General features: G+C 70.9%; 23 protein-coding genes. 12 read left to right on the forward strand and 11 right to left on the reverse strand.

Annotation, left to right across the window (positions count from 1 at the left end; all coding sequences use genetic code 11):
* Positions 1-236 precede the first annotated feature (236 nt).
* Positions 237-662, forward strand: coding sequence for an Hsp20/alpha crystallin family protein (locus V7026_RS06370; protein WP_334154528.1), 426 nt, complete (start codon positions 237-239; stop codon positions 660-662).
* A gap of 48 nt (positions 663-710) precedes the next feature.
* On the opposite strand, the gene V7026_RS06375 is transcribed toward V7026_RS06370, so the two are convergent.
* Genes V7026_RS06375 through V7026_RS06385 form a run of 3 tightly spaced genes read right to left on the reverse strand, consistent with a single transcriptional unit; the run spans position 711 to position 3,426 of the window.
* On the reverse strand, positions 711-1,580 hold the full coding sequence (locus tag V7026_RS06375) for a LysR substrate-binding domain-containing protein (protein ID WP_334154529.1): 870 nt from the start codon (positions 1,578-1,580) through the stop codon (positions 711-713).
* 13 nt (positions 1,581-1,593) lie between these two features.
* Positions 1,594-2,442 (reverse strand): formyltetrahydrofolate deformylase, encoded by an 849-nt coding sequence (gene purU, locus V7026_RS06380; RefSeq protein ID WP_334154530.1) that lies wholly within the window; start codon positions 2,440-2,442, stop codon positions 1,594-1,596.
* A gap of 54 nt (positions 2,443-2,496) precedes the next feature.
* Complete coding sequence (locus V7026_RS06385) at positions 2,497-3,426, reverse strand: ketopantoate reductase family protein (RefSeq protein WP_334154531.1); 930 nt, start codon at positions 3,424-3,426, stop codon at positions 2,497-2,499.
* Positions 3,427-3,554: 128 nt separating this feature from the next.
* On the opposite strand from V7026_RS06385, the gene glmU reads away from it, so the two are divergent.
* Complete coding sequence (gene glmU, locus V7026_RS06390; protein ID WP_334154532.1) at positions 3,555-4,961, forward strand: bifunctional UDP-N-acetylglucosamine diphosphorylase/glucosamine-1-phosphate N-acetyltransferase GlmU; 1,407 nt, start codon at positions 3,555-3,557, stop codon at positions 4,959-4,961.
* A gap of 30 nt (positions 4,962-4,991) precedes the next feature.
* Here the strand turns inward: glmU and V7026_RS06395 are convergent, their stop codons facing one another.
* Together V7026_RS06395 and V7026_RS06400 are read right to left on the reverse strand one after the other, a co-directional pair.
* Positions 4,992-5,387, reverse strand: coding sequence for an SH3 domain-containing protein (locus V7026_RS06395; RefSeq protein ID WP_334154533.1), 396 nt, complete (start codon positions 5,385-5,387; stop codon positions 4,992-4,994).
* A gap of 102 nt (positions 5,388-5,489) precedes the next feature.
* On the reverse strand, positions 5,490-6,035 hold the full coding sequence (locus V7026_RS06400) for an Lrp/AsnC family transcriptional regulator (protein ID WP_334154534.1): 546 nt from the start codon (positions 6,033-6,035) through the stop codon (positions 5,490-5,492).
* A 127-nt stretch (positions 6,036-6,162) separates the two neighbouring features.
* Between V7026_RS06400 and glmS the strand changes: the two genes are divergently transcribed.
* Positions 6,163-8,103, forward strand: coding sequence for a glutamine--fructose-6-phosphate transaminase (isomerizing) (gene glmS / locus V7026_RS06405; RefSeq protein WP_334154536.1), 1,941 nt, complete (start codon positions 6,163-6,165; stop codon positions 8,101-8,103).
* A 38-nt stretch (positions 8,104-8,141) separates the two neighbouring features.
* Here the strand turns inward: glmS and V7026_RS06410 are convergent, their stop codons facing one another.
* Together V7026_RS06410 and V7026_RS06415 are read right to left on the reverse strand one after the other, a co-directional pair.
* Positions 8,142-8,654 carry a type II toxin-antitoxin system YhaV family toxin gene (locus tag V7026_RS06410; protein WP_334154537.1) on the reverse strand — a complete coding sequence of 171 codons (513 nt, stop codon included), beginning with the start codon at positions 8,652-8,654 and terminating at the stop codon, positions 8,142-8,144.
* The gene (locus V7026_RS06415) at positions 8,651-8,980 is read right to left on the reverse strand and encodes a type II toxin-antitoxin system PrlF family antitoxin (RefSeq protein WP_334154538.1); all 330 of its coding nucleotides are present in this window, start codon (positions 8,978-8,980) and stop codon (positions 8,651-8,653) included. Before V7026_RS06415 ends, V7026_RS06410 begins: the two co-directional genes overlap by 4 nt.
* Before the next feature lie 207 nt (positions 8,981-9,187).
* Between V7026_RS06415 and V7026_RS06420 the strand changes: the two genes are divergently transcribed.
* A complete protein-coding gene (locus V7026_RS06420; protein ID WP_334154539.1) occupies positions 9,188-9,652 on the forward strand; it encodes a rhodanese-like domain-containing protein in 465 nt (154 codons plus the stop codon).
* Between the two features lie 13 nt (positions 9,653-9,665).
* Entirely contained in the window at positions 9,666-10,628 is a 963-nt protein-coding gene (locus tag V7026_RS06425; protein ID WP_334154540.1) for a metal ABC transporter solute-binding protein, Zn/Mn family, read from the forward strand.
* 13 nt (positions 10,629-10,641) lie between these two features.
* On the opposite strand, the gene selD is transcribed toward V7026_RS06425, so the two are convergent.
* Positions 10,642-11,718, reverse strand: a complete 1,077-nt coding sequence (gene selD, locus V7026_RS06430; RefSeq protein ID WP_334154541.1) for a selenide, water dikinase SelD — start codon at positions 11,716-11,718, stop codon at positions 10,642-10,644.
* 41 nt (positions 11,719-11,759) lie between these two features.
* On the opposite strand from selD, the gene mnmH reads away from it, so the two are divergent.
* The 7 genes from mnmH (at position 11,760) to V7026_RS06465 (ending at position 19,058) form a co-directional block, all read left to right on the forward strand.
* Positions 11,760-12,824, forward strand: coding sequence for a tRNA 2-selenouridine(34) synthase MnmH (mnmH, locus tag V7026_RS06435; protein WP_334154542.1), 1,065 nt, complete (start codon positions 11,760-11,762; stop codon positions 12,822-12,824).
* A 21-nt stretch (positions 12,825-12,845) separates the two neighbouring features.
* Positions 12,846-13,331, forward strand: a complete 486-nt coding sequence (locus V7026_RS06440) for a DUF3429 domain-containing protein (protein ID WP_334154543.1) — start codon at positions 12,846-12,848, stop codon at positions 13,329-13,331.
* Positions 13,332-13,435: 104 nt separating this feature from the next.
* On the forward strand, positions 13,436-14,467 hold the full coding sequence (locus V7026_RS06445) for a sulfate ABC transporter substrate-binding protein (protein ID WP_334154544.1): 1,032 nt from the start codon (positions 13,436-13,438) through the stop codon (positions 14,465-14,467).
* Between the two features lie 4 nt (positions 14,468-14,471).
* Complete coding sequence (gene cysT, locus V7026_RS06450; RefSeq protein WP_058616760.1) at positions 14,472-15,338, forward strand: sulfate ABC transporter permease subunit CysT; 867 nt, start codon at positions 14,472-14,474, stop codon at positions 15,336-15,338.
* Position 15,339: 1 nt separating this feature from the next.
* A complete protein-coding gene (gene cysW, locus V7026_RS06455) occupies positions 15,340-16,320 on the forward strand; it encodes a sulfate ABC transporter permease subunit CysW (protein WP_068607071.1) in 981 nt (326 codons plus the stop codon).
* The gene (locus tag V7026_RS06460) at positions 16,317-17,420 is read left to right on the forward strand and encodes a sulfate/molybdate ABC transporter ATP-binding protein (RefSeq protein WP_334154545.1); all 1,104 of its coding nucleotides are present in this window, start codon (positions 16,317-16,319) and stop codon (positions 17,418-17,420) included. Before cysW ends, V7026_RS06460 begins: the two co-directional genes overlap by 4 nt.
* A 102-nt stretch (positions 17,421-17,522) precedes the next feature.
* The gene (locus tag V7026_RS06465; protein WP_334154546.1) at positions 17,523-19,058 is read left to right on the forward strand and encodes a class I adenylate-forming enzyme family protein; all 1,536 of its coding nucleotides are present in this window, start codon (positions 17,523-17,525) and stop codon (positions 19,056-19,058) included.
* Here the strand turns inward: V7026_RS06465 and cobA are convergent.
* Genes cobA through cysD form a run of 3 tightly spaced genes read right to left on the reverse strand, consistent with a single transcriptional unit; the run spans position 19,004 to position 22,030 of the window.
* Positions 19,004-19,777, reverse strand: a complete 774-nt coding sequence (cobA, locus tag V7026_RS06470) for a uroporphyrinogen-III C-methyltransferase (RefSeq protein ID WP_334154547.1) — start codon at positions 19,775-19,777, stop codon at positions 19,004-19,006. The two genes, V7026_RS06465 and cobA, sit on opposite strands and share 55 nt — an antisense overlap.
* Position 19,778: 1 nt before the next feature.
* Positions 19,779-21,071: a sulfate adenylyltransferase subunit 1 gene (locus V7026_RS06475; RefSeq protein ID WP_068607063.1), complete on the reverse strand. Its 1,293-nt coding sequence runs from the start codon at positions 21,069-21,071 to the stop codon at positions 19,779-19,781.
* Positions 21,071-22,030, reverse strand: coding sequence for a sulfate adenylyltransferase subunit CysD (gene cysD / locus V7026_RS06480; RefSeq protein ID WP_334154548.1), 960 nt, complete (start codon positions 22,028-22,030; stop codon positions 21,071-21,073). Before cysD ends, V7026_RS06475 begins: the two co-directional genes overlap by 1 nt.
* Positions 22,031-22,042 lie beyond the last annotated feature (12 nt).

Below are 22,042 nucleotides of genomic sequence, written 5' to 3' on the forward strand. Positions count from 1 at the left end.
GTCGTGGGCGGTCATGGCGGGGGGTGGCAAACGTGTCGCCGCAGTGTAGGCCAGGACACGCCAGCGCGGCTGAAAAATCCTTGAGCATCGCGTGAATCGGCCTGCGGCGGGGGGCTTGAAATGCCGGCGCGCTGCCTCTATGTTGGGTGGTGTGAGCGATGGGCTTGCGCCGGCGGTGTGGAGGCGCTGGCGGGCCCGATGGATGTCGAAGCCCTCCACGGTCAAGGAGACTGCGCATGAGCAACCTGATTCCGCGCCGCACGAGTCTGTTCGACGAGTTTTTCCGGGACATGGCCCCGGCGTTTTATGTGCGACCGCTGCACGGCGAGCCGCTGCCGCAGCAGATCAAGGTGGATGTGAAAGAAAACGACCAGGCCTACGTCATCTCAGCCGAGATGCCCGGCGTGGGCAAGGACAATATCCACGTGTCCGTCGAGAACAACCTGGTCACCATCGCCGCGGAGGTCAAACAAGAGGACGCCCGGCGCGACGGTGACAAGGTGCTGCACAGCGAGCGCTACTATGGCGCCGTCTCGCGCAGCTTTGCCCTGCCGGGCGATGTCGATGAGTCGGCCGCCAGCGCCAAGTACGACAACGGCGTGCTGACGCTGACCCTGCCGAAGAAGGCGGCGGTGGCTGGCAAGCGCATCCGCATCGAGTGACGTGGCCCGGCGTGCCAGGCGCCGCATGGGCCCGGGGGGCAGCGGGGGTCAGGCCACCGCCTGCTTGAGCCAGGCGGCAAACGTCGCGCACTCCCAGCGCTCCATCGCCCCCGCGCGCCAGCACAGGTAGTGCGCGTGAGGGCTGGGCACGGTGTGGGGATACAGCCGCACCAGCATGCCGTTGTCCAGCCACGGTGCACCGAGCTTCAGGCGCACCAGTGCCACGCCCATGCCGGCGGCGGCGCCGTCGCACATCAGCCCGATGTCGTTGAACTGTGAGCCGTCGGCCGGCTCCGGCCAGTCCAGGTGGTGGGCGGCAAACCAGGTGCGCCACGGCTCCAGCGGACTGCGCAGCAGCGGCACCCCTTGCAGGTCCTCGGGCTTCTCGAACGGCCCGTGCTGGCGTGCGAACGCTGGCGAGGCCAGCGGCGTGACCTCGTCTTTCAGGATGCACATGAACTCGACGTCCTGGTAGCGCCCGGTGCCGAAGCGAATGGTCAGGTCGGCGTCCTCGGCCACCACGTCCAGCAGCGGGATGCTGACCTGCAGCGTCAGGTCGATTTCCGGGTAGGCCTCGGCGAACTGGCGTAGCCGCGGCATCAGGATCGAGCGCGCAAACGTCGGCGTCACCGCCAGCCGCAGCTTGCGTCGTCCGGGGGTGGCGTTGCGGCTGGGGAAGCGCTGCAGTGCCGTCAGCCCCTCGCGCACCTGGGCCAGATATTCGCTGCCCTCCGTGGTCAAAGAGAAGTCCGCCCGCCCGAACAGCTTGACGCCGAGCTGCTCTTCCAGCTGCCGGATGCGGTGGCTGACAGCGCTGGGTGTCACGCACAGCTCGTCGGCCGCCTGCGTGACGCTGCGCAGGCGCGCCAGCGCCTCGAAGGTCAGCAGGCACTGGATGGGAGGAATGCGCGTGGACATGGCCCGTACCCGCTCAACGGAAGACCACCGTGCGCTGGCCGTTGAGCAGCACGCGGTGCTCGCTGTGCCACTTGACCGCGCGCGCCAGCACCTGGCTTTCGGTGTCGCGACCGATGGCGGTCAGGTCCTCCACCGTCATCGCGTGGTCCACCCGCGCCACGTCCTGCTCGATGATCGGGCCTTCGTCCAAATCGGCGGTCACGTAGTGCGCGGTGGCACCAATCAGTTTGACGCCGCGCTCGTGCGCCTGGTAGTACGGCTTGGCGCCCTTGAAACTGGGCAAGAAGCTGTGGTGGATGTTGATCGCGCGGCCGGCGAGCTGCTGACACATATCGTCCGACAGGATCTGCATGTAGCGCGCCAGCACGACCAGCTCGGCGCCTTCTTGTTCGATGATGTCGAGCTGGCGCGCCTCGGCCTGCGCCTTGGTGGCGGCCGTCACCGGGATGTGGTGGAACGGCACGTTGTAGCCGGCGGCCAGTTGGTAAAAGTCGCGGTGGTTGCTGACGATGGCGCGGATGTCCAGCCGCAGCAGGCCGCTCTTCCAGCGGAACAGCAGGTCATTCAGGCAGTGGCCCTGCTGGCTGACGAAGATGACGGTGCGCATCGGCTCGTGCCAGGGGTGCAGGCTGCACGCCATGCCGTGCTGCTGGCCGAATGCCTGCACCGCGCCGCGCAAGGTGGGTGCGTCGTGGCCCGGGCAGGTGAATTGCACGCGCATGAAAAAGCGGCCGCTGTCGCGGTCGTTGAACTGGGCCGCCTCCTCGATGTTGCCGCCCTGCTCCAGCAGGAAGCCCGAGACGGCGTGCACGATGCCGGGCTTGTCCTGACAGGACAGGGTGAGTACGTAGGTGTCTTGCATGGTCGCGGATTGTCGCAGTTTGGCCGCCGTCGTCGCGCGGGCGGGCCCGGGTGCTCAAGCGCCGCGTCCTTGCTCCAGCAGGTGCACCAGCGTTTGCAGCGCCTGGTTGACCGGTGCCTGCAGGCCGTGGGCGTGGGCACGCGCGACCACATGGCCATTGAGGTGGTCCACCTCGGTCGGGTGGCCGCGCAGCAGGTCGCGCGCGGTGGACGACATTTGGGTGGCCATGCTGTGCGCAATCCCCTCGACGTCTGCAACCAGAGCGGCCGCATCCAGCGCGATGCCATCGGCCGCCGCCACCGCCACGCATTCGCGCACCACTTGGCGCAGCATCTCTGGCACGCCCGCCTGCGCCCATAGCCACCCATAGGGCCGCGCGGTGATTGCGGACAGGGCATTGAAGGCGCAATTGACCACCAGCTTGGTCCACAGCGCCTGCGGTACCGCGTCGGAGACGGTGGTCGGCACCCCGGCCCGCGCCAGCGCCGCCTGCACGCGCGCGGCCTGCGGAAACGGCGCCAGCACCAGATCCCCGCGGCCGTGGTGGCGCACATGGCCCGGGCCTTCCAGCCCTGCGGCCACATACACCACCACCGGCACCACGGGCCGCCCCAGCACACGCGCCAGCCGCTCGGCGTTGTCCACGCCGTTTTGCAGGCTGAGCACCGCGGTTTGCGGGCCCAGGTGGGGGTGCAGCGCGGCCCCGGCCGCTTCGGTGTCGCCGGATTTGACGCACACCAACACCACGTCCGCGCCCGCCACAGCCGCAGCGTCCGTGTCGGCGTGCACGGCGATGCGCTCGTCGAAGTCGGCGGTCTGCAGCCGCAGGCCGTGCGCGCGCATGGCCTGGACGTGGGCCGGGCGGCCGATCAGCACCACCGGCACGCCCGCGCGCGCCAGCATGGCACCGTAGTAACTGCCAACGGCACCGGCGCCAAAGACGGCAAAGCGGGGAAGGGGCTCAGTGGGGGCTAGGGTCGTCATGGGGCATCGCACGGGTGGCCATGGGTGGGATGGGCGCCGTTGCGCGCGGCGCGGCGGCCGCCCGTAGCGTAGCACCGCGGGGGCCGATAATCGGCGCCCGACACCCCATGACCCTTCAGGAGGAACCCATGCACCGTCCCGTGGACGTCGTCATTCTGGCCGCTGGCAAGGGCACGCGCATGAAGAGCGCCCTGCCCAAGGTGCTGCAGCGCTTGGCCGGCCGCCCGTTGCTGGCCCATGTGCTGGGGATGGCGCGGGGGCTGTCGGCGCGCCACACGGTGGTGGTGACCGGCCATGGGGCCGAGGCGGTCGAGGCCGCCCTGCCCGCGCTGGCCGACGGGCAGCCGTGGCAGGCGGTGCGGCAGGAGCCGCAACGGGGCACCGGGCACGCCGTGCAGCAGGCCATCCCGCTGCTGGCGGACGACGGCGTCACGCTGGTGCTGTCCGGCGACGTGCCGCTGACGCATCCGGACACCCTGGCGGCACTGCTGGCGGCCCAGTGCGCGGGTGGCCCCGATGCGCTGGCGCTGCTCACGGTGGATCTGGCCGATCCGCACGGCTATGGCCGTGTCGTGCGCGACGAGTCGGGGGCCGTGCGTGCCATCGTCGAGGAAAAGGACGCCAGCGATGCGCAGCGCCGCATCACCGAGGTGTACAGCGGCATTCTGGCCGCACCGACGGCGCGCCTGCGCGCCTGGCTGGCCCGCTTGGACGACCGCAACGCCCAGGGCGAGTTCTACCTGACCGACGTGGTGCGCCACGCGGTGGCTGATGGCGTGCCCGTGGTGGCGCACCGCATCGACGACGCGCTGCAGGTGGCGGGCGTCAACAGCCCGGCCCAGCTGGCGGCGCTGGAGCGCGCCCACCAGCACCGCGTGGCCCAGGCGCTGATGGCGCAGGGCGTGCGGCTGGCGGACCCGGCCCGGCTGGATGTGCGCGGCGAGCTGGTCTGTGGCCAGGATGTGGAGATCGACGTCAACTGCGTGTTCGAGGGCCGCGTCGTGCTGGGCGACGGGGTGCGGGTGGGCGCCAACTGCGTGATCGCCCACGCCACGGTGGAGGCGGGTGCCGTCATCGAGCCCTTTACGCACATCGACGGCGCGGGCGCGGGCGTCGTGGTCGGGGCGCAGGCCCGGGTGGGGCCGTTTGCGCGGCTGCGTCCGGGCGCCTGGCTGGGGCCCGAGGTGCACATCGGCAACTTCGTGGAGGTGAAAAACTCCACCCTGGCTGCCGGCGCCAAGGCCAACCATCTGGCCTATCTGGGCGATGCCACGGTGGGCGAGCGGGTCAACTACGGGGCGGGCAGCATCACCGCCAACTACGACGGCGCACGCAAACACCGCACGGTCATCGAGGCGGATGTGCACGTCGGCAGCAATTGCGTGCTGGTTGCCCCGGTCACGCTGGGGGCGGGTGGCACGGTGGGCGCGGGCAGCACGGTGACCAAGGACACGCCGGCGGGCGCGCTGACGGTGGTCCGTGCCAAGGCGGTGACGGTGCCCAACTGGCGGCGGCCGACCAAATCGACCGACTGAAGGGGGCAACGGTGAAGGGCCCCTGGCGGCTCACCAGCCCCAGAGGTGCTCGCTCGCGGCCCAGACGGTACCGCTGCCGTCCAGTGCGCGCAACTGCACCCAGTTGCCCTGTCGCCGGACGGTGGCCAGCACATCGCCATAGCGCGCCGTGCCCACCACCTGCCACTCCAGCCCCGGGCCGCTGCGCAGGTTGAGGGTGCTGGCCCGAACCACGTGGTGGCGCTCCTCGCCGGTCACGCGCGCCGCCACCCAGCCTTCGTCGCCCTCGAAGTCGCGCACCCGGATCCAGTCGCCCTGGCGTTGCAGCACCTGCAGGGGGTAGCCGCGCCGCAGTTGCCAGAGGACTTCGCCCTCGGTGCTGGGGGTGGCGCGCAGATTGACGACCGGGCTGCGCACGCTGACCAGCTCCTGGGCCTGGGCGCCCAAGGCGCAGGCCGCCAGGGTCAGCAGCGCCAGGACACGCGCGACGGCAGGGGGGGACGGGGACCATGCGGCGGTTCCTCTCGTGACGAAGGGGCGACGAAAAAATCATACGCCAGCGGCCGGTGGCTTGTCTGCCCCCTTGCGGGGCGGCACGGCGGGCAGCGGCAGGCGCGGATCGAACTTGCTGCGCCGCACGCTGAAGTAGGCCTTGACCTGGCGCACATTGCCCTGTTCGGTGAACAGGCGCTGCGCCAGCGCATGGTAGTCGGCCATGTCGCGCGCCGCCACCACCAGCACAAAGTCCGGGCCCGCGCTGACGCGGTAGCACTGCTGCACTGCGGCCTCGGCCACGGCGCGGGCCTCGAAGGCGCGCAGGTGCTCATCGCCCTGGCGCTCCAGGCCGATTTCGACGATGGCGGTCAGGCCCTCGCCCAGCACGGCCGCCAGCCGCTCGGGCTGCAGGATGGCGACGCGGCGCTCGATCAGGCCCGCCGCCTCCAGCCGGCGCACGCGCCGCAGCACCGTGGGCGCGGAGACGCCGCAGCGCGCGGCCAGGGCGTTGAGGGGTTGCGCCGCGTCGGTTTGCAGCGCATCCAGCAGGTGCAGGTCCCGTTCGTCGACGGAAAAATCGGTCGAAAAAATGTTATTCATGGAAAATTATTCCATCAAGGCCAAAGACTGCAAAAAAATTACTCTATCGAGTAAAAAATGTAAACCCGTGACTCGACCGAATCCGTACCCTACCGGCTTGGCATGACACGATGCGGAGGACTGATCGATGTGCGGAATCGTCGGGGCGGTGGGCACCACGGACGTGGTGGGGGTGCTGGTGCAAGGCCTGCAGCGGCTGGAGTACCGGGGGTATGACTCGTGCGGGCTGGCCGTGCACCGGGGCGCGCCGCTGGCCGACGCCGCCGGGCGGATGGCTCCGGTCGAGGCAGCGGCCCGCGGGCTGGCGCGCGCGCGCAGCACGGCACGCGTGGCCGAGCTGCGCGCGCAGGTGCAGGCGGAGGGGCTGCGCGCGGCCACGGGCATTGCCCACACGCGCTGGGCGACGCATGGTGCGCCCACCACAGCCAATGCCCATCCGCACGTCAGCCACGGGCCCGGGGTGCGCGCGGGCGAACGGCCGGCGCGTGTGGCGCTGGTGCACAACGGCATCATCGAAAACCACGAAGCCCTGCGCGCCGAGCTGCAGGCGCGCGGTTATGTGTTCGAAAGCCAGACCGACACCGAGGTCATCGCGCACCTGATCGACAGCCTGTACGACGGTGATTTGCTGGAGGCGGTGCGCGCGGCCACGGCCCGCCTGCACGGGGCGTACGCGATTGCGGTGCTGCACAACGACGAGCCGCAGCGCCTGGTGGGGGCACGCGCCGGCTCGCCCCTGGTGCTGGGTCTTGGCACCGCGGCGGACGGACCGGCGGCCCATTACGTGGCCAGCGATGCGCTGGCGCTGGCGGGCGTCACCGACCGCATCGTGTTCTTGGCCGAAGGGGATCTGGTCGATGTGGCGCTGGGGCGCTACCGCATCGTGGGGGCGGACGGGCGTACCCTGGACAGCGCCGCACGCCCGATCAGGGCCGTGCAGGTGAGCAGCCAGGACGTGGCGCTGGGCCCCTACCGCCACCACATGCAAAAGGAAATCTTCGAGCAGTCCCGTGCGCTGGCCGATACGCTGGAGGGTGTGGAGGGCATCGTGCCGGAGCTGTTCGACGACCACGGCATCCGCTCGCGCGCCGCCTGGCGCGTGTTTGCGGAGATCGACCGCGTGCTGATCCTGGCCTGCGGCACCAGCCACTACGCGGGCTGCGTGGCGCGCTACTGGCTGGAGGCGATTGCCGGCGTGCCGACGGTGGTGGAGATCGCCAGCGAATACCGCTACCGCACGAGCGTGGCCGACCCGCGCACGCTGGTGGTGGTGGTCAGCCAAAGCGGCGAGACCGCCGACACGCTGGCCGCGCTGCGCCACGCGCAGGCGCTGGGCATGCGCCAGACGCTGGCGATCTGTAACGTCGGCACCAGCGCCATGGTGCGCGAGTGCGAGCTGGCCTACGTCACGCGCGCTGGGGTGGAGATCGGCGTGGCCAGCACCAAGGCGTTCACGACGCAACTGGCGGCGCTGTTCCTGCTGACGCTCGCACTGGCGCAGGCCAAGGGGCGTCTGGCCGCCGAGGATGAGGCGCGCCACCTGCGCGCGCTGCGCCACCTGCCGGCGGCGCTGCAGGCGGTGCTGGCACTGGAGCCGCAGATCATCCGCTGGGCCGAGGACTTCGCCGCCAAGGAGCACGCGCTGTTCCTCGGCCGCGGGCCGCACTACCCGATCGCGCTGGAGGGTGCGCTCAAGCTGAAGGAAATCAGCTATATCCACGCTGAGGGCTACCCGGCGGGGGAACTCAAGCACGGGCCGCTGGCGCTGGTGACCGGCGCGATGCCGGTGGTGACGGTGGCGCCCAACGATGCGCTGCTGGAAAAGCTCAAAAGCAACATGCAGGAGGTGCGCGCGCGCAGCGGGGTGCTCTATGTGCTGGCGGATGCCGACACGCGCATCGCCAGCGGCGAGGGCCTGCACGTCATCCGCATGCCGGAGCACTACGGGGACCTGAGCCCGATCCTGCACGCGGTGCCGCTGCAGCTGCTGGCCTACCACACCGCCTGCCTGCGCGGCACCGACGTGGACAAGCCGCGCAACCTGGCCAAGAGCGTGACGGTGGAGTAGGCGGCCCCCGGCCGGATGCCCCTCGGTTCAGGCCGAGTCTAGCCCCGCAGGCCAGAAAGCGGGGGGCCTGCCAGCCGATCCAGGCGCATGGGCTCGGCGCGTGCTTCGGCCAGCAACTGGTCCCAGTCCGACGGCGGTCGACCACTGTCGAGCATCCGGCGAAAGACCCGATAGGCATCGTGGGAGCTGTCGTGCGCCCGCAGCGTCCCTTTGTCGTTGACCCAGGCGTAAACGATCACCCTGGCCTGGGCGTGGAATCGAAAAAACAACCGGTATTGCTGGAAGAATTTGGCACGGAACCAGTGCTTGTGTTCCGGTCCGAGTGTCTGGCCCGGCCGGTACTCTGCCCGGGCCGGGTCCTGCGGAATCACTTCGAACGCGAGCTTGCCGATGGCGGCCAGGCGTTTGGTCGCATTTTTGTGGATGTAGCCGACAGGATCCTTGCGCTGGAGCGCTTCGACCTGCGCGGTCAGGGCGTCAAGCTGGGTGAGAACGACGGGATGGGCAAAAAGCGCCCAACCGTTGACGAGCAGTGGCTGGCCGCCGCTCATTCGCCGTCCGCCGGCAGCGGTGCGTCCAAATCGACCTTAACGCCGCCGACCAGGGTCTGGATGCGCTGCGCGAGATCGTCACTCATCGCCTGGAGCCGTTCGGGGTGTTCGGCCATGTCCCGGGCCAGCAGGCCAAGGAAGGGCGCCAGCGCCGGATCGTCGCCATCGCCCGTCGCCGCACGCGTGAGCACGACTTCGCCGTTCGGGCGGATCGTGTAGTGGATCTTGTCGCGCTTGCCCAGTCGGAGCGCACGGCGCACGGTTTCCGGCACCGTTGTCTGGTAACGGTCGGTCAGCGTCGATTCGGCTTCAAGGGTGGCGGCCATGGAATTCTCCAGCTTGGCGCGACGTGGGGATAATGCATTTGCATTGTATCTCGTTGCGGGTTTGGCGTACGATGAAGCCAATGGCTCAGGCACTCCCGTGGGCCGGAGAGTTGACACAGACCACGCTCGCGCAATCAGATCCGACGACGCGGCCGGGGTTACGATATCCGCCCATTGCTGATAAATGGATCGAGTCGACCATCCCACATGCGCCTGCGCCCTTATGCCCTTGCCGCCGCCTTGCTGGCCAGCCTGACGCTGGCCCCCGTGGCCCACGCCGACAACAAGGCCGCCGTGATCGACGAGATGGCGGCCTATCTGGACTTCGTCGACTACGGCGGCGGGGTGATTTTTGCCGAGCAGATCCCGAAGGAGGAGTGGGCCCGCATTCTGGTCATCGACGCCCGCGATGCGGCCCAGTACGCCAAGGGGCACATCCCCGGGGCGATCCACATGGACTGGCGCCAGGTGCTGGCACGCCGCAGCGAAATCCCCCGTGACCGCATGGTGTTGATTTACTGCAACACCGGCTCCCTGTCGGCGCAGGCGGGCTTTGCGCTGCGGGTGGCGGGTTGGGACAATGTGCGCATCCTTCAGGGCGGCATGGAGGAGTGGAAGGCCAAGGGCGGATTCGACGCCGCTGCGAGGGCCGCAGCGCCCGCGCGCCACTGATGGGAGTGTGTGCATGCTGCAATCCGTGGGTGTCCTGGGGTGGTCGCGGCGCGGGCTGATGCGCTGGGCGGGTGGGGTGGCCGTGTCGATGCTGGCGGGGGTGTCGGCGGTCCGGGCGGAAGGGGCTTTGCCCGTCGTCGCCAGTTTCAGTATTCTGGCCGACCTGGTGCGCCAGGTGGGGGGCGATCGGGTGCAGGTCGATGCGCTGGTGGGCCCCGATGCCGATGCGCATGTGTTCCAACCGTCGCCGGCGGACGTGCGGCGGGTGGCCGCTGCCCGGCTGGTGGTGCTCAACGGGCTGGGCTTCGAGGGCTGGATGGAGCGTCTGCTGCGCAATGCCGCCTACCGTGGCGCCGTGGTGCGCGTGACGGACGGGATGGAGCCGCTGAAGGCCGCCGGCCACGACCATGGCCATGCGCACGGTCATGCCCACGGCGGGGCCGACCCCCACGCCTGGCAGGATGTGCGGCAGACCATGGGCTATGTGCAGCGCATCGCCCAGGCCCTGTGTGCCGCGGATGCGGCCGGCTGTGAGCACTACCGGGCGCGTGCCGCCAGGTACACCCAGGCGCTGGAGGCGCTGGACCGGGAGATCCGCGAGGCCTGGGCCGCGATCCCGCCCGCGCAGCGCAAAGTGGTCACCTCGCACGACGCACTGGGGTACTACGCCCGCGCGTACGGGGTGCGCATTCTGCCCGCGCAGGGGGTGTCCACCGACAGCCAGCCGTCGGCGGCGGGGGTGGCGCGGCTGATCCGCCAGATCCAGCGTGAGCAGGTGCGCGCGATTTTCGTGGAGCGGCTGGCCGATGCCCGGCTGATCGAGCAGATTGCGCGCGAGACGGGGGTCCGCCCGTCGCCGATCCCCTTGTACGCGGATGCGCTGTCCCCCGCTGGCGGGCCCGCGCCGGACTATCTGGCGCTGATGCGCCACAACACCCGCGCCATGGTCGAGGCGATCCGGGGTGCGGCGCGCTGACCCCAACCAGGGGTCAGCGCAGGCGCAGGCCCGGCGTGGTCCCCGCAGGGGCGGCTTGCAGTTGCCCGATCACCCAGCCGGGCTGGCCTTGCGCTTGCGTGAACGCGGCCTGCACGGCCTCCAGCGCTGGTGGCGCGCAAGCCACCAGCAGGCCGCCGCTGGTTTGCGGGTCCGTCACCAGGGTTTGCCACAGGGCGCGGTCGCCCTCGGGCAGGGCCGATAGGTCCACTGACTCGCCATAGCTGGCCCAGTTGCGGCCCGATGCGCCGGTCCCAATGCCCTGCCGCACCAGCGCGCGGCTGATCTCGAGCACGGGCAGGGCCGCGCTGTCCACGGTGGCCAGCAGGCCGGCGGGGCGGCACATCTCCAGCAGGTGGCCGGCGAGTCCGAAGCCGGTCACATCCGTCATGGCATGCACCCCGGGCAGGGGCCCGAGCACCGCCCCCGCGCGGTTGAGCAGCGTGGTCCAGCGCCGCATCTGGGCGTAGCCGTCGGCGTCCAGCAGCCCCTTTTTCAGGGCGGCCGACAGCACCCCCACCCCCAGCGGTTTGCCCAGTACCAGCAGGTCGCCCGGCTGCGCGCCGGCATTGGTCTGGATGTGGTCCGGATGGACGGTGCCGATGGCGGCCAGGCCGTAGATCGGCTCCACGGTGTCGATGGAGTGGCCGCCCGCCAGCACCACCCCGGCCGAGCGGCAGGCCACCGCCCCGCCTTCCAGCACGCGGGCGATGACCGCCTCTGGCAGTTGCTGGATGGGCATGCCCACCAGCGCCAGTGCGAGCAGCGGCTGGCCGCCCATGGCGTACACGTCCGACAGCGCGTTGGTGGCCGCAATCGCGCCAAAATCGAACGCATCGTCCACGACGGGCGTGAAGAAGTCGGTGGTCGCCACCAACGCCAGGTCGTCGCGCAGGCGGTAGACTGCGGCGTCGTCGCTGGTGGCCGTGCCCACCAGCAGCTCGGGAGGCGCCAGGTGCGGCGGCACCTGGGCCAACAGCCGCTGCAGCACCGCCGGGGCGATCTTGCAGCCGCAGCCGCCGCCGTGGGCCCAGGCGGTCAGTCGGTTCGGGTCACGCGTCTCGGTGTTCATCGTCGTCTCATTAGCCGTACGGCAGTACTTGCAGCCTTGCCATGGCCGCCAAACCGGATATTGTCACCCTGGACCAGATCGGCGCGTTCGACACGCTGATCGATGCCCGCAGCCCGGCGGAGTTTGCGCTCGACCACCTGCCCGGCGCGATCAACCTGCCGGTGCTCGACGACGAGGAGCGCCGCATCGTCGGCACGCTGTACAAACAGACCGGCGCTTTCGAGGCGCGGCGCATCGGCGGCGCCTGGGTGGCGCGCAACATCGCCCGCCACATCGAGGCCGTCATGCAGGACCGGCCGGCCGGCTGGCGCCCGCTGGTGTACTGCTGGCGTGGCGGGCAGCGCAGCGGCGCGTTTGCCCTATGGCTGCGCCAGATCGGCTGGGCCGCGGCGCAGTTGCAGGGGGGGTACAAGGGCTACCGGCGCTGGGTCGTGGCGCAGCTCGACGCCCTGCCACCGACGCTGGACTGGCGGGTGATCGCCGGTCCGACCGGCAGTGGCAAGACGCGGCTGCTGCAGGCCCTGGCCGCCCGCGGGGCGCAGGTGCTGGATCTGGAGGCGCTGGCGCGCCACCGCGGCTCCATCCTGGGCGCGTGGCCCGACGGGCAGCCGCAGCCCAGCCAGAAGGCCTTCGACACCGCGCTGGTCGATGCGTTGCGGCGCTTCGACCCCGCGCGGCCGGTGTGGGTGGAGGCCGAAAGCCGCAAGATCGGCGCCGTGCAACTGCCCGAGGCGATGGCCGCCGCGCTGCAGCGTGCCCCCCGCGTGCAGGTGGAAGTGCCGTTCGCCGCGCGGCTGGCGCTGGTGCTGCAGGACTATGCCTGGCTGGGGCGCGATCCGCAGGCGCTGGCGTTGCGCCTGTCGGCGTTGCGCGGCCTGCAGTCCAACGACACGCTCGCCCGCTGGCAGGACTGGGCGCAGGCGGGGCGATTGCCGGAGCTGTTTGCCGAGCTGATGACGCACCACTACGATCCGCTCTACCGGCGTTCGCAGGAGCGAACGGCGGCTGGGCGCGTGCTGCCCGTGACCGCGCTGGACGCGGCCGGACTCGACCGTGCCGCCGCCGAACTGCTCGATGACGCCGGCATGCCCCCCGTTTTCCGATGACTTGCCGCAGGAAGCACCCGCATGGCCCTCGATGACCGCGACGATCCCGACCGTACCGCCCCCTTGCCGGCCGCGGCCGCCTGGCTGGGGTACGGTGGTCTGCTGCCGTTTGCCGCCGGTGCCGCCGGCGCGTGGTTGGCCTCGGGCTTTGCCCAGGCGGCCATCGGCGCGGCGCTGCTGTGCTATGGCGGGGCCATCCTGAGCTTTCTGGGCGGCATCCACTGGGGCTGGGGCGCACAGGCAGGGGCAGATCGGGTGGCGGCGCGCCTGGGCTGGTCGGTGTTGCCCTCGCTGTGGGCCGCGGCGGCGATGACCGCGGGCCTGCTCACCGGGCCCCGGGTCGGCTACGGCGCGCTGGTCGCGGGCCTGCTGTTGTGGCGGCTGCTGGAGGCGGCGGTCTGCCCGCCGGGCCCGGTGGCGCCGTGGTACCCGCGCCTGCGCCGCCACCTGACGTTTGGCGCCAGTGCGTGCCTGGTGCTGGCGGCGCTGGCCCCCCAATCGGCTTGATATGCCTAAAGGCAATAAAGAAATCAAAAAAATATCGTTTGAGTTTTGAGGGGCGCCGCTCAGAATCCCCGGCCATGTCATCCGACCCGCCGGAGGAATTCCCGATGCGACGCCGCTCCTTCACCCGTGGCCTGTGGGCCGCCCCCCTGTCTGCCCTGGCGCTGGTCGCCGGCCTGACCGCCACCCCGCCGGTCCACGCCCAGTCGGCCGCCCTGCTCAATGCCTCCTACGACGTCGCGCGGGAGTTCTACAAGGACATCAATGCCGCCTTCGCCGCGCACGTCAAGAAGACCAGCGGCCGTGACGTGACGGTGCAGCAGTCGCATGGCGGCTCCAGCGCCCAGGCGCGTGCCGTGGCGGACGGGCTGGACGCCGACGTCGTGACCATGAACACGACCACGGACATCGACTTCCTGGCCGAGCGCGGCGTCGTCGCCAAGGACTGGGCGCAGCGCTTCCCGCACGGTGCGGCGCCCACCACGTCCACCATGCTGTTCCTGGTGCGCCAGGGCAACCCCAAGAACATCCGCGACTGGGACGACCTGGTCAAGCCGGGCGTGCAGGTGGTGGTGGTCAACCCCAAGACGGGCGGAAATGGCCGCATGGCCTACCTGGCCGCCTGGGGGCAGGTGCTGGCGCGCGGCGGCACGCCCGAGCAGGCGGCCGACTTTGTGCGGCGGCTCTACCGCAACGTGCCGGTGCTGGCGCGCGGCGGCCGGGATGCCACGGGCGTGTTTCTGCAGCGCGGCATTGGCGATGTGCTGATCACCTTCGAGTCCGAGGTGGTGTCGGTGGACCGCGAGTTTGGCGCCGGCAAGGTCGACGTGGTGCACCCGTCGGTCAGCATCGTGGCCGAGAACCCGGTGGCGATCGTCGAGCGCACCGTGCAGAAGAAGGGCACGCGCGATCTGGCCAAGGCCTACCTGGACTTCCTGTACACCGAGGAGGCGCAGGAAATCGCGGCGCGCCACGCCATCCGCCCCCGCAATGAGGCGGTGCTGCGCAAGTACGCCGCCACCTTCAAGCCGCTCAAGCTGTTCACGGTGCAGCAGCACTTCGGCAGCCTGGCCGAGGCGCAGCGGGTGCACTTCAACGACGGCGGCCAGTTCGACCAGCTCTACACCGCGGGGCGCTGAGGCCATGACCGCGATCACGCTTGTCGCGACGGGGCCGGCCGTCCCGCGCAGCACCGGGCGGCGGGTGCTGCCGGGCTTCGGGCTGACGCTGGGCTACACCGTCATCTACCTGAGCCTCGTGGTGCTGATTCCGCTGACGGCGCTGGTGGCCAAGACGCTGACGCTCGGCTGGACGGAGTTCTGGGACGCGGTGACGGCGCCGCGCGTGCTGGCCGCGTTTCGCCTGACCTTTGGCGCGTCGCTGCTGGCGGCGATGGCCAACGCGGTGGCCGGTCTGCTGGTGGCCTGGGTGCTGGTGCGCTACCGGTTTCCGGGCAAGCGGCTGGTCGACGCGCTGGTGGACCTGCCGTTTGCGTTGCCCACCGCGGTGGCCGGCATCTCGCTGGCGGCGCTGCTGGCCGGCAACGGCTGGATCGGGCAGTGGCTGGAGCCGTGGGGCATCCAGCTCGCCTTCCAGCCCGCTGGCGTGGTGATCGCGCTCATCTTCATCGGGCTGCCGTTCGTGGTGCGCACGGTGCAGCCGGTGCTGGAGGACGCGGAGCGCGAGCTGGAGGAGGCCGCGCAGTGCCTGGGCGCGACGCGCTGGCAGACCTTCCGCCACGTGATCTTCCCGACCATCCTGCCGGCGCTGCTGACGGGGTTTGCGCTCGCCTTCGCCCGCGCGGTGGGCGAGTACGGCTCGGTGATCTTCATTGCCGGCAACGTGCCGATGGTGTCGGAGATCGTGCCGCTGATCATCATCGGCAAGCTGGAGCAGTACGACTTCGCCGGGGCCACGGCGGTGGCGACTGTGATGCTGTTGGCGTCGTTTGCGCTGCTGCTCGTCATCAATGCGCTGCAGGCCTGGCAGCGCCGTCGTGCGGGGAGCTGACATGGGAATCCCGACCTCCACTCGCGTCGGGGCGCGAGGCCCCCAGACCACCGAGGCGCCCTGGGTGCGCTGGACGCTGACGGTGCTGGCGCTGGGCTTCATGGCCCTGTTCCTGGTGCTGCCGCTGCTGGCCGTGTTTGCCGAGGCGCTGCGCAAGGGCTGGGATGCCTACTGGAGCGCCTTGCAGGAGCCCGACGCCTGGGCTGCCGTGCGGCTGACGCTGCTGACGGCTGCGATTGCGGTCCCGCTCAACCTGGTGTTCGGCGTCGCCGCGGCGTGGGCGATCGCCAAGTTCGAATTCCGCGGCAAGGCCCTGTTGACCACGCTGATCGACCTGCCGTTCTCGGTCTCGCCGGTGGTGGCGGGGCTGATCTATGTGCTGGTGTTCGGCGCCCAGGGCTGGCTGGGGCCGTGGCTGGCCTCGCATGGTATCCAGATCATCTTCGCCGTGCCCGGCATCGTGCTGGCCACCGTGTTCGTGACCTTCCCCTTCGTCGCGCGCGAGCTGATCCCCCTGATGCAGGCGCAGGGCAACGAGGAGGAGCAGGCGGCCCTGGTGCTGGGCGCCAGCGGCTGGCAGACCTTCTGGCACGTCACGCTGCCCAACATCCGCTGGGGCCTGCTGTACGGTGTCATCCTGTGCAACGCGCGCGCCATGGGCGAGTTCGGCGCGGTGTCGGTCGTCTCCGGCCACATCCGCGGGCTGACCAACACCATTCCGCTGCACGTGGAGATTCTCTACAACGAGTACCAGTCGGTGGCGGCCTTCGCCGTGGCGTCGCTGCTGGCCCTGCTGGCGCTCGTCACGCTGGTCATCAAGACCGTGGCCGAGTGGCGCATGCAGCGCGAGTGGCGCGCGCTGGCCGAGCTGCCGCCCGAGCGGCCCAGCGCCGGGCCGCAGACCGCAGGCGACGCCTGGCGTCCCGCCACCAGGGCCGCTGCGCTCCCCGTTTCCTCCCCGCTTTCCGGAGTCCGCGCATGAGCATCGAGGTCCAGCGCATCAGCAAGCGTTTCGGTCATTTCGTCGCGCTCGACGACGTCAACCTGCACATCGACTCGGGCGAGCTCGTCGCCCTGCTGGGGCCGTCGGGCTGCGGCAAGACGACGCTGCTGCGCATCATCGCCGGGCTGGAGTCGCCCGACGCCGGCGCCATCCGCTTCGAAGGCGAGGACGCCACCGACCGCCACGTGCGCGAGCGCAACGTCGGCTTCGTGTTCCAGCACTACGCACTGTTCCGCCACATGTCGGTGTTCGACAACGTGGCCTTCGGCCTGCGCATGAAGCCGCGTGGCCAGCGCCCGTCCGAGCGCCAGATTCGCGACCAGGTGATGTCGCTGTTGCAGCTGGTGCAGCTGGACTGGCTGGCCGACCGCTACCCGGCGCAGCTCTCGGGCGGACAGCGCCAGCGCATCGCCCTGGCGCGCGCGCTGGCGGTGGAGCCCAAGGTGCTGCTGCTGGACGAACCGTTTGGCGCCCTGGACGCCAAGGTGCGCAAGGAGCTGCGCCGCTGGCTGCGCCGCCTGCACGACGAGCTGCACGTGACCAGCATCTTTGTCACCCACGACCAGGAGGAGGCGCTGGAGGTGGCCGACCGCGTGGTGCTGATGAACCACGGCCGCATCGAGCAGGTGGGCAGCCCGCAGCAGGTCTGGGAGCAGCCGGCCAGTCCGTTTGTGGTGGGCTTCCTGGGCGATGTCAACCTGTTCCACGGCCGTGCCCATGAGGGCCTGGTGCACCTGGGCGACGGTGTGGCGCTGGACCTGCCCGAACATGCCGACGCGCGCGACGCCCAGGCCCTGGCCTATGTGCGCCCGCACGAGCTGGACGTCGCGCCGCTGGCCGATGGCACAGGCCTGCCGGCGCGCCTGGAGCGCGTCCTGGTGGTGGGCCCACTGGCCCGGCTGGAACTGCGGCCGCTGGCCCCAGCCGACGGTGGTGCCGTTCCTGCCGTGCTGGAGGCCCACGTGCCGGCCGAACGCTGGGCCGCCCTGGGCCTGCGTGAGGGCGACACCGTGCGCGTGGCGCCCCGCACGGCGCGCGTGTTCCTGCGTGCGGAAACGGCTGCCGACACCGTGGCCTGAAGGATCGGTTGACCGACGGCCTCCCGCCGTGGGCCGTGATTGTTCGGGTTGCAGGTGGGGCGGGCCTGGCGTTAAGGTCGTGGCTTTACGTCGGGAGATTCCATGCACCTTGCGCAACTGCTGGTCCGGCAGGCCCGCCTGGCGGGTGACCGCCCCGCCATCTTCCATGGCCCCCATCGCTGGGCCACCCATGCGCAGTGGGCCGCTCGCTGCGCCGGGCTGGCGCAGCGCCTGCGCCAGCAGGGCCTGCAGCCGGGGGAACGGGTGCTGATCTTCATGCGCAACCACCCGCGCTACCTGGAGATCCTGTGGGGCGCCTGGTGGGCCGGGCTGGCCGTGGTGCCGGTCAACGCCAAACAGCACCCGTCGGAGGTTGAATGGATCGTCGACAACGCCGGGGCGCGCTGGGGCTTCGTCACCGCCGACGTGGCGCCTGCCCCGCAGCGCGGACTGCAGCGGCAGGTGGATGCCGAGTCGGCCGAGGCCGACGCCCTGCTGGCACCGCTGCCGGACTGGAGCGCGTACCCGCCGCTGGATCGCGCGCCCGACGACCTGGCCTGGCTGTTCTACACCAGCGGCACGACCGGCCGCCCCAAAGGGGTGATGCTGACGCAGCGCAACCTGATGACGATGGGGTTGACCTACTTTGCGGACGTGGACCCGATCGATCCGGGTGATGCCATCGTCTATGGCGCGCCGATGTCGCACGGCTGTGGCCTGTACGCGATTCCGCACCTGATGGCGGGCGCCCGCCACGTGGTGCCGACGTCTGGCGGCGTCGATCCGGCCGAGCTGTTCGCGCTCGGTCGGACGCATGGCCCGCTGACCACGTTTGCCGCGCCCACCATCGTCAACCGCTTGGTCGACCATGCGCAGGCCGAGGGCCTGACCCCGGCCGACTGCGCCGCCGCGTTCAAGACCATCGTCTATGGCGGCGCGCCGATGTACCTGGCCGATATCGAGCGCGCGTTGCGCGTGATGGGGCCGCGCTTCGTGCAGATTTACGGCCAGGGCGAATCACCGATGGTGATCACCGCGCTGGCGCGGCGGCACCTGACCGACACCGGCCACCCGCGCCACCCCGAGCGGCTGGCCTCCGTGGGGGTGGCGCAGACGCCGGTGCAGGTGCGCGTGGTGGATGCGCATGGGCGCGACCTGCCGCTGGGCGAGGCCGGCGAGGTGCTGGTGCGCGGCGATACCGTGATGGCTGGCTACTGGCGCAACCCCGAGGCCACCGCCGCCGCCCTGCGCGATGGGTGGCTGTGGACCGGCGATGTCGGTGCGCTGGATGCGGACGGTTTTTTGACGCTGAAGGACCGCAGCAAGGACCTGGTCATCAGCGGCGGCTCCAACATCTACCCGCGCGAGGTGGAGGAGGTACTGCTGACCGCCCCGGGCGTGGCCGAGGTGGCCGTGGTCGGCGCGCCCGATCCGGAGTGGGGTGAGGTGGTGGTGGCCTTCGTCGTCGCGCAGCCCGGCGCGGCCCCCAGCGCCGAAGCGCTGGATGCGCACTGCCTGGCGCACATCGCGCGCTTCAAGCGGCCCAAGCGCTATGTGTTCCTCGACGCCCTGCCCAAAAACCACTACGGCAAGGTCCTCAAGACCGAGCTGCGTGCGCGCTTGTCCGCGTCTGCCTGAGGGCGCTCCGCCGGGGCGGGTGCGGCGGGCAGCGCCCGGGCCCCGGCACCGATCCACACCACCGTCGGACGTCCGCTGTGCAGCACGCTGGCCTGTGCCAGCGTATCGAGTGTGTGCTGGGAGTGGATGGCATCCGGCCAGCCGGCGCGCGAGACCACACTGACCGGCGTGGTCGCCGGCCAGCCGGCGGCCGCCAACTGCCGCGCCAGGCCAGGCAACTGCTTGCCGGCCATGTAAAACACCTCCGTGTCCGCGTGGCGACCGGCTTGCAGGTCGTGTTCGCGCGTCATGGCCGTGGTCAAGGCGACGCTGCGGCCGTGCCCGCGCCGGGTTAGCGGTTGCTGCGCATCGGCCGCGGCGGCCAGGGCGGCGGTCACGCCGGGCACCACCACGGCCTCGTGGCCGGCGGCGCGCACGGCGGCCAGTTCCTCTTCCAGCCGGCCGAAAACGCTGGGGTCGCCGCCTTTGAGGCGCACCACCCGCGCGCCGGTGGCCGCATGGTGCAGCAGCAGGGCGTGAATCACCGTCTGTTCCGTGGCGCGGCCAAAGCCGCGCTTGCCGACGTCGATCCAGTGGGCCTGCGGGGCCAAGGCCCGCAAGGCGGGGTCGATCAGGGCGTCCGCCAGCACCACCTCGGCCTCGGCCAGCAGGCGCGCGCCGCGCACGGTGATCAGATCGGCCGCGCCGGGGCCGGCGCCGATGAAGGCAATCGTCCCCATGTCAGTCCACCAGCAGGGCGCCGCTGGTGCGGTGCGTGGCCGGATCGACGACGATCAGGGCACCGCCCTCGGTCGAGCCGCTGAACGCCGTCAACGGCAGCGGCTCGGCGGTTTCCACCACCACCCGCCCCAGGTCGTTGACGCCCAGGTGCTGGGCCTCGACCGGTTCCAGCGTATCGATGTCCAGCCGGTGTTCGATGGCGACGAGGCGCCCTTGCACCCAGCGGTGGCCGTGGCGCAGCCAGTAGCGCCGCCCCACCAGGGCGGGTTCGGGGTCCAGCCAGGCCAGGGTGGCGGCGAAGCGGCGGCGCCCCTCCAGTGCACCGGGGGCCGCCAGCCAGTCGCCGCGCGAGACGTCGATCGCGCGGTCCAGCACCAGGCCGACCGATTGGCCGGCGTCGCCCGCGGCCAGGGGCTGACCGGCGTGGTGCAACACCTGCGCCACGCGCGCCGTCTCGCCGGAGGGAAAGACCGCCACCGCATCGCCGGGGCGCACCGTGCCGGTGGCCAGACGGCCCCAGCAGATGCGCGGCTGGTGACCGGTGCCGTCCCCACCGCGGGCCACCCATTGCACCGGCAGCCGCCAGGGCGCGTCCCCGTCCGGTTGCAGCACGGGCAGCGATTCCAGCAGCGCCAGCAGCGGCGGGCCGTCGTACCAGTCGGCATCCAGCGGCGCGGTCACATTGTCCCCGCGCAGGGCCGATACCGGCACGATGCCGGCCGGCTCCAGCCCGGCCCGCCGGGCAAAGGCCTCGAGCGCCTGGCGCACGGCCGCGTAGGCGGCCCCGGCGTCCGGCACGGCATCGATCTTGTTGACGGCGAACACCAGGTGCGGCACGCCCAGCCGGTGCGCCAGCAGCGCATGGCGCCGGGTCTGGGGCAGCAGCGTCACGGGGCGGCGGCTCAGGTCGAGCTTGGTCACATCCACCAGTACCACGGCGGCGTGGCTGCCCGCAGCGGCGGTGACCATGTTGCGGGTGTACTGCTCGTGCCCCGGCGCATCGGCGATGATGAATTTGCGCCGCGGCGTGGCGAAGTAGCGGTAAGCCACGTCGATGGTGATGCCCTGCTCGCGCTCGGCCTCCAGGCCGTCGGTGAGCAGCGACAGGTCCAGCGCACCGCTGCCGCGGCTGTGCCGACGCAGCGCCTCCACCTGGTCGGTCAGCAGCGCCCGGCTGTCGTAGAGCAGCCGGCCGATCAGCGTGCTCTTGCCGTCGTCCACGCTGCCGGCGGTCAGAAAGCGCAGCGCCGCGTGGCGGGCCGCCGCCCGTTGGGGGGTGATCGTGTCGTTCATCAGAAGTAGCCCTCGCGCTTGCGCCGCTCCATCGCGGCGTCACTGGTGCGGTCGTCCACCCGGGTGGCGCCGCGTTCGCTGACGTCGGCGCGCAGCGTCTCGGCCACGATGGCCTCGGCGCTGTCGGCCGTGCTCTCCACCGGGCAGGTGCAGGTCATGTCGCCCACGGTGCGAAAGCGCACGCGCACGGTCTCGACGGTCTCGCCCGCGCGCGGCGGCGTGACCGGCGTCACCGGCACCAGCAGCCCCTGGCGGCGCACCACGGCGCGTTCGTGTGCCCAGTACAGCGTCGGCAGCGCGATGCGCTCGCGCGCGATGTAGGCCCACACATCCAGCTCGGTCCAGTTGCTGATCGGGAAGGCCCGCATGTGCTCGCCCGGCTGCAGCCGGGTGTTGAACAGCGTCCACAGCTCCGGCCGCTGGGCCTTGGGCTGCCATTGGCCGAAGGCGTCGCGGTGGCTGAAGATGCGCTCCTTGGCACGGGCTTTCTCCTCGTCGCGGCGGGCCCCGCAGATCAGCACGTCGAAGCGGTGCGCCTCGATCGCCTCCAGCAGCGTGACGCTCTGGTGCGCATTGCGCGAGGCCAGGGGATCGGCCAGCCGCACCGTGCCGCGCGCGATCGAGTCCTCCACCGCGCCGACGATCAGTGTGTCGCCGTGGCGTTGCACCAGCTCGTCGCGAAAGGCGATCACCTCCGGGAAGTTGTGCCCGGTGTCCACGTGCAGCAGCGGCAGCGGCAGCCGCCCGCTCCAGCCGCCGTCGGGGCGGCGCTGTTGGAAGGCCTTGCGCGCCAGATGCAGCACGACGCACGAGTCCTTGCCGCCCGAGAACAACAGCGCCGGGCGCTCGAAGGCGGCGACGGCCTCGCGCAGCAGGTAGATGCCCTCTTCCTCCAGCGCGTCGAGGTGACGCCAGTCGATGTCGGGCAGCAGATGGTGGAGGGTGACAGGGGCGTTCATACGGGGCTTGGG

The organism is Tepidimonas sp. (assembly GCF_036825565.1).
Lineage (GTDB): Bacteria > Pseudomonadota > Gammaproteobacteria > Burkholderiales > Burkholderiaceae_C > Tepidimonas.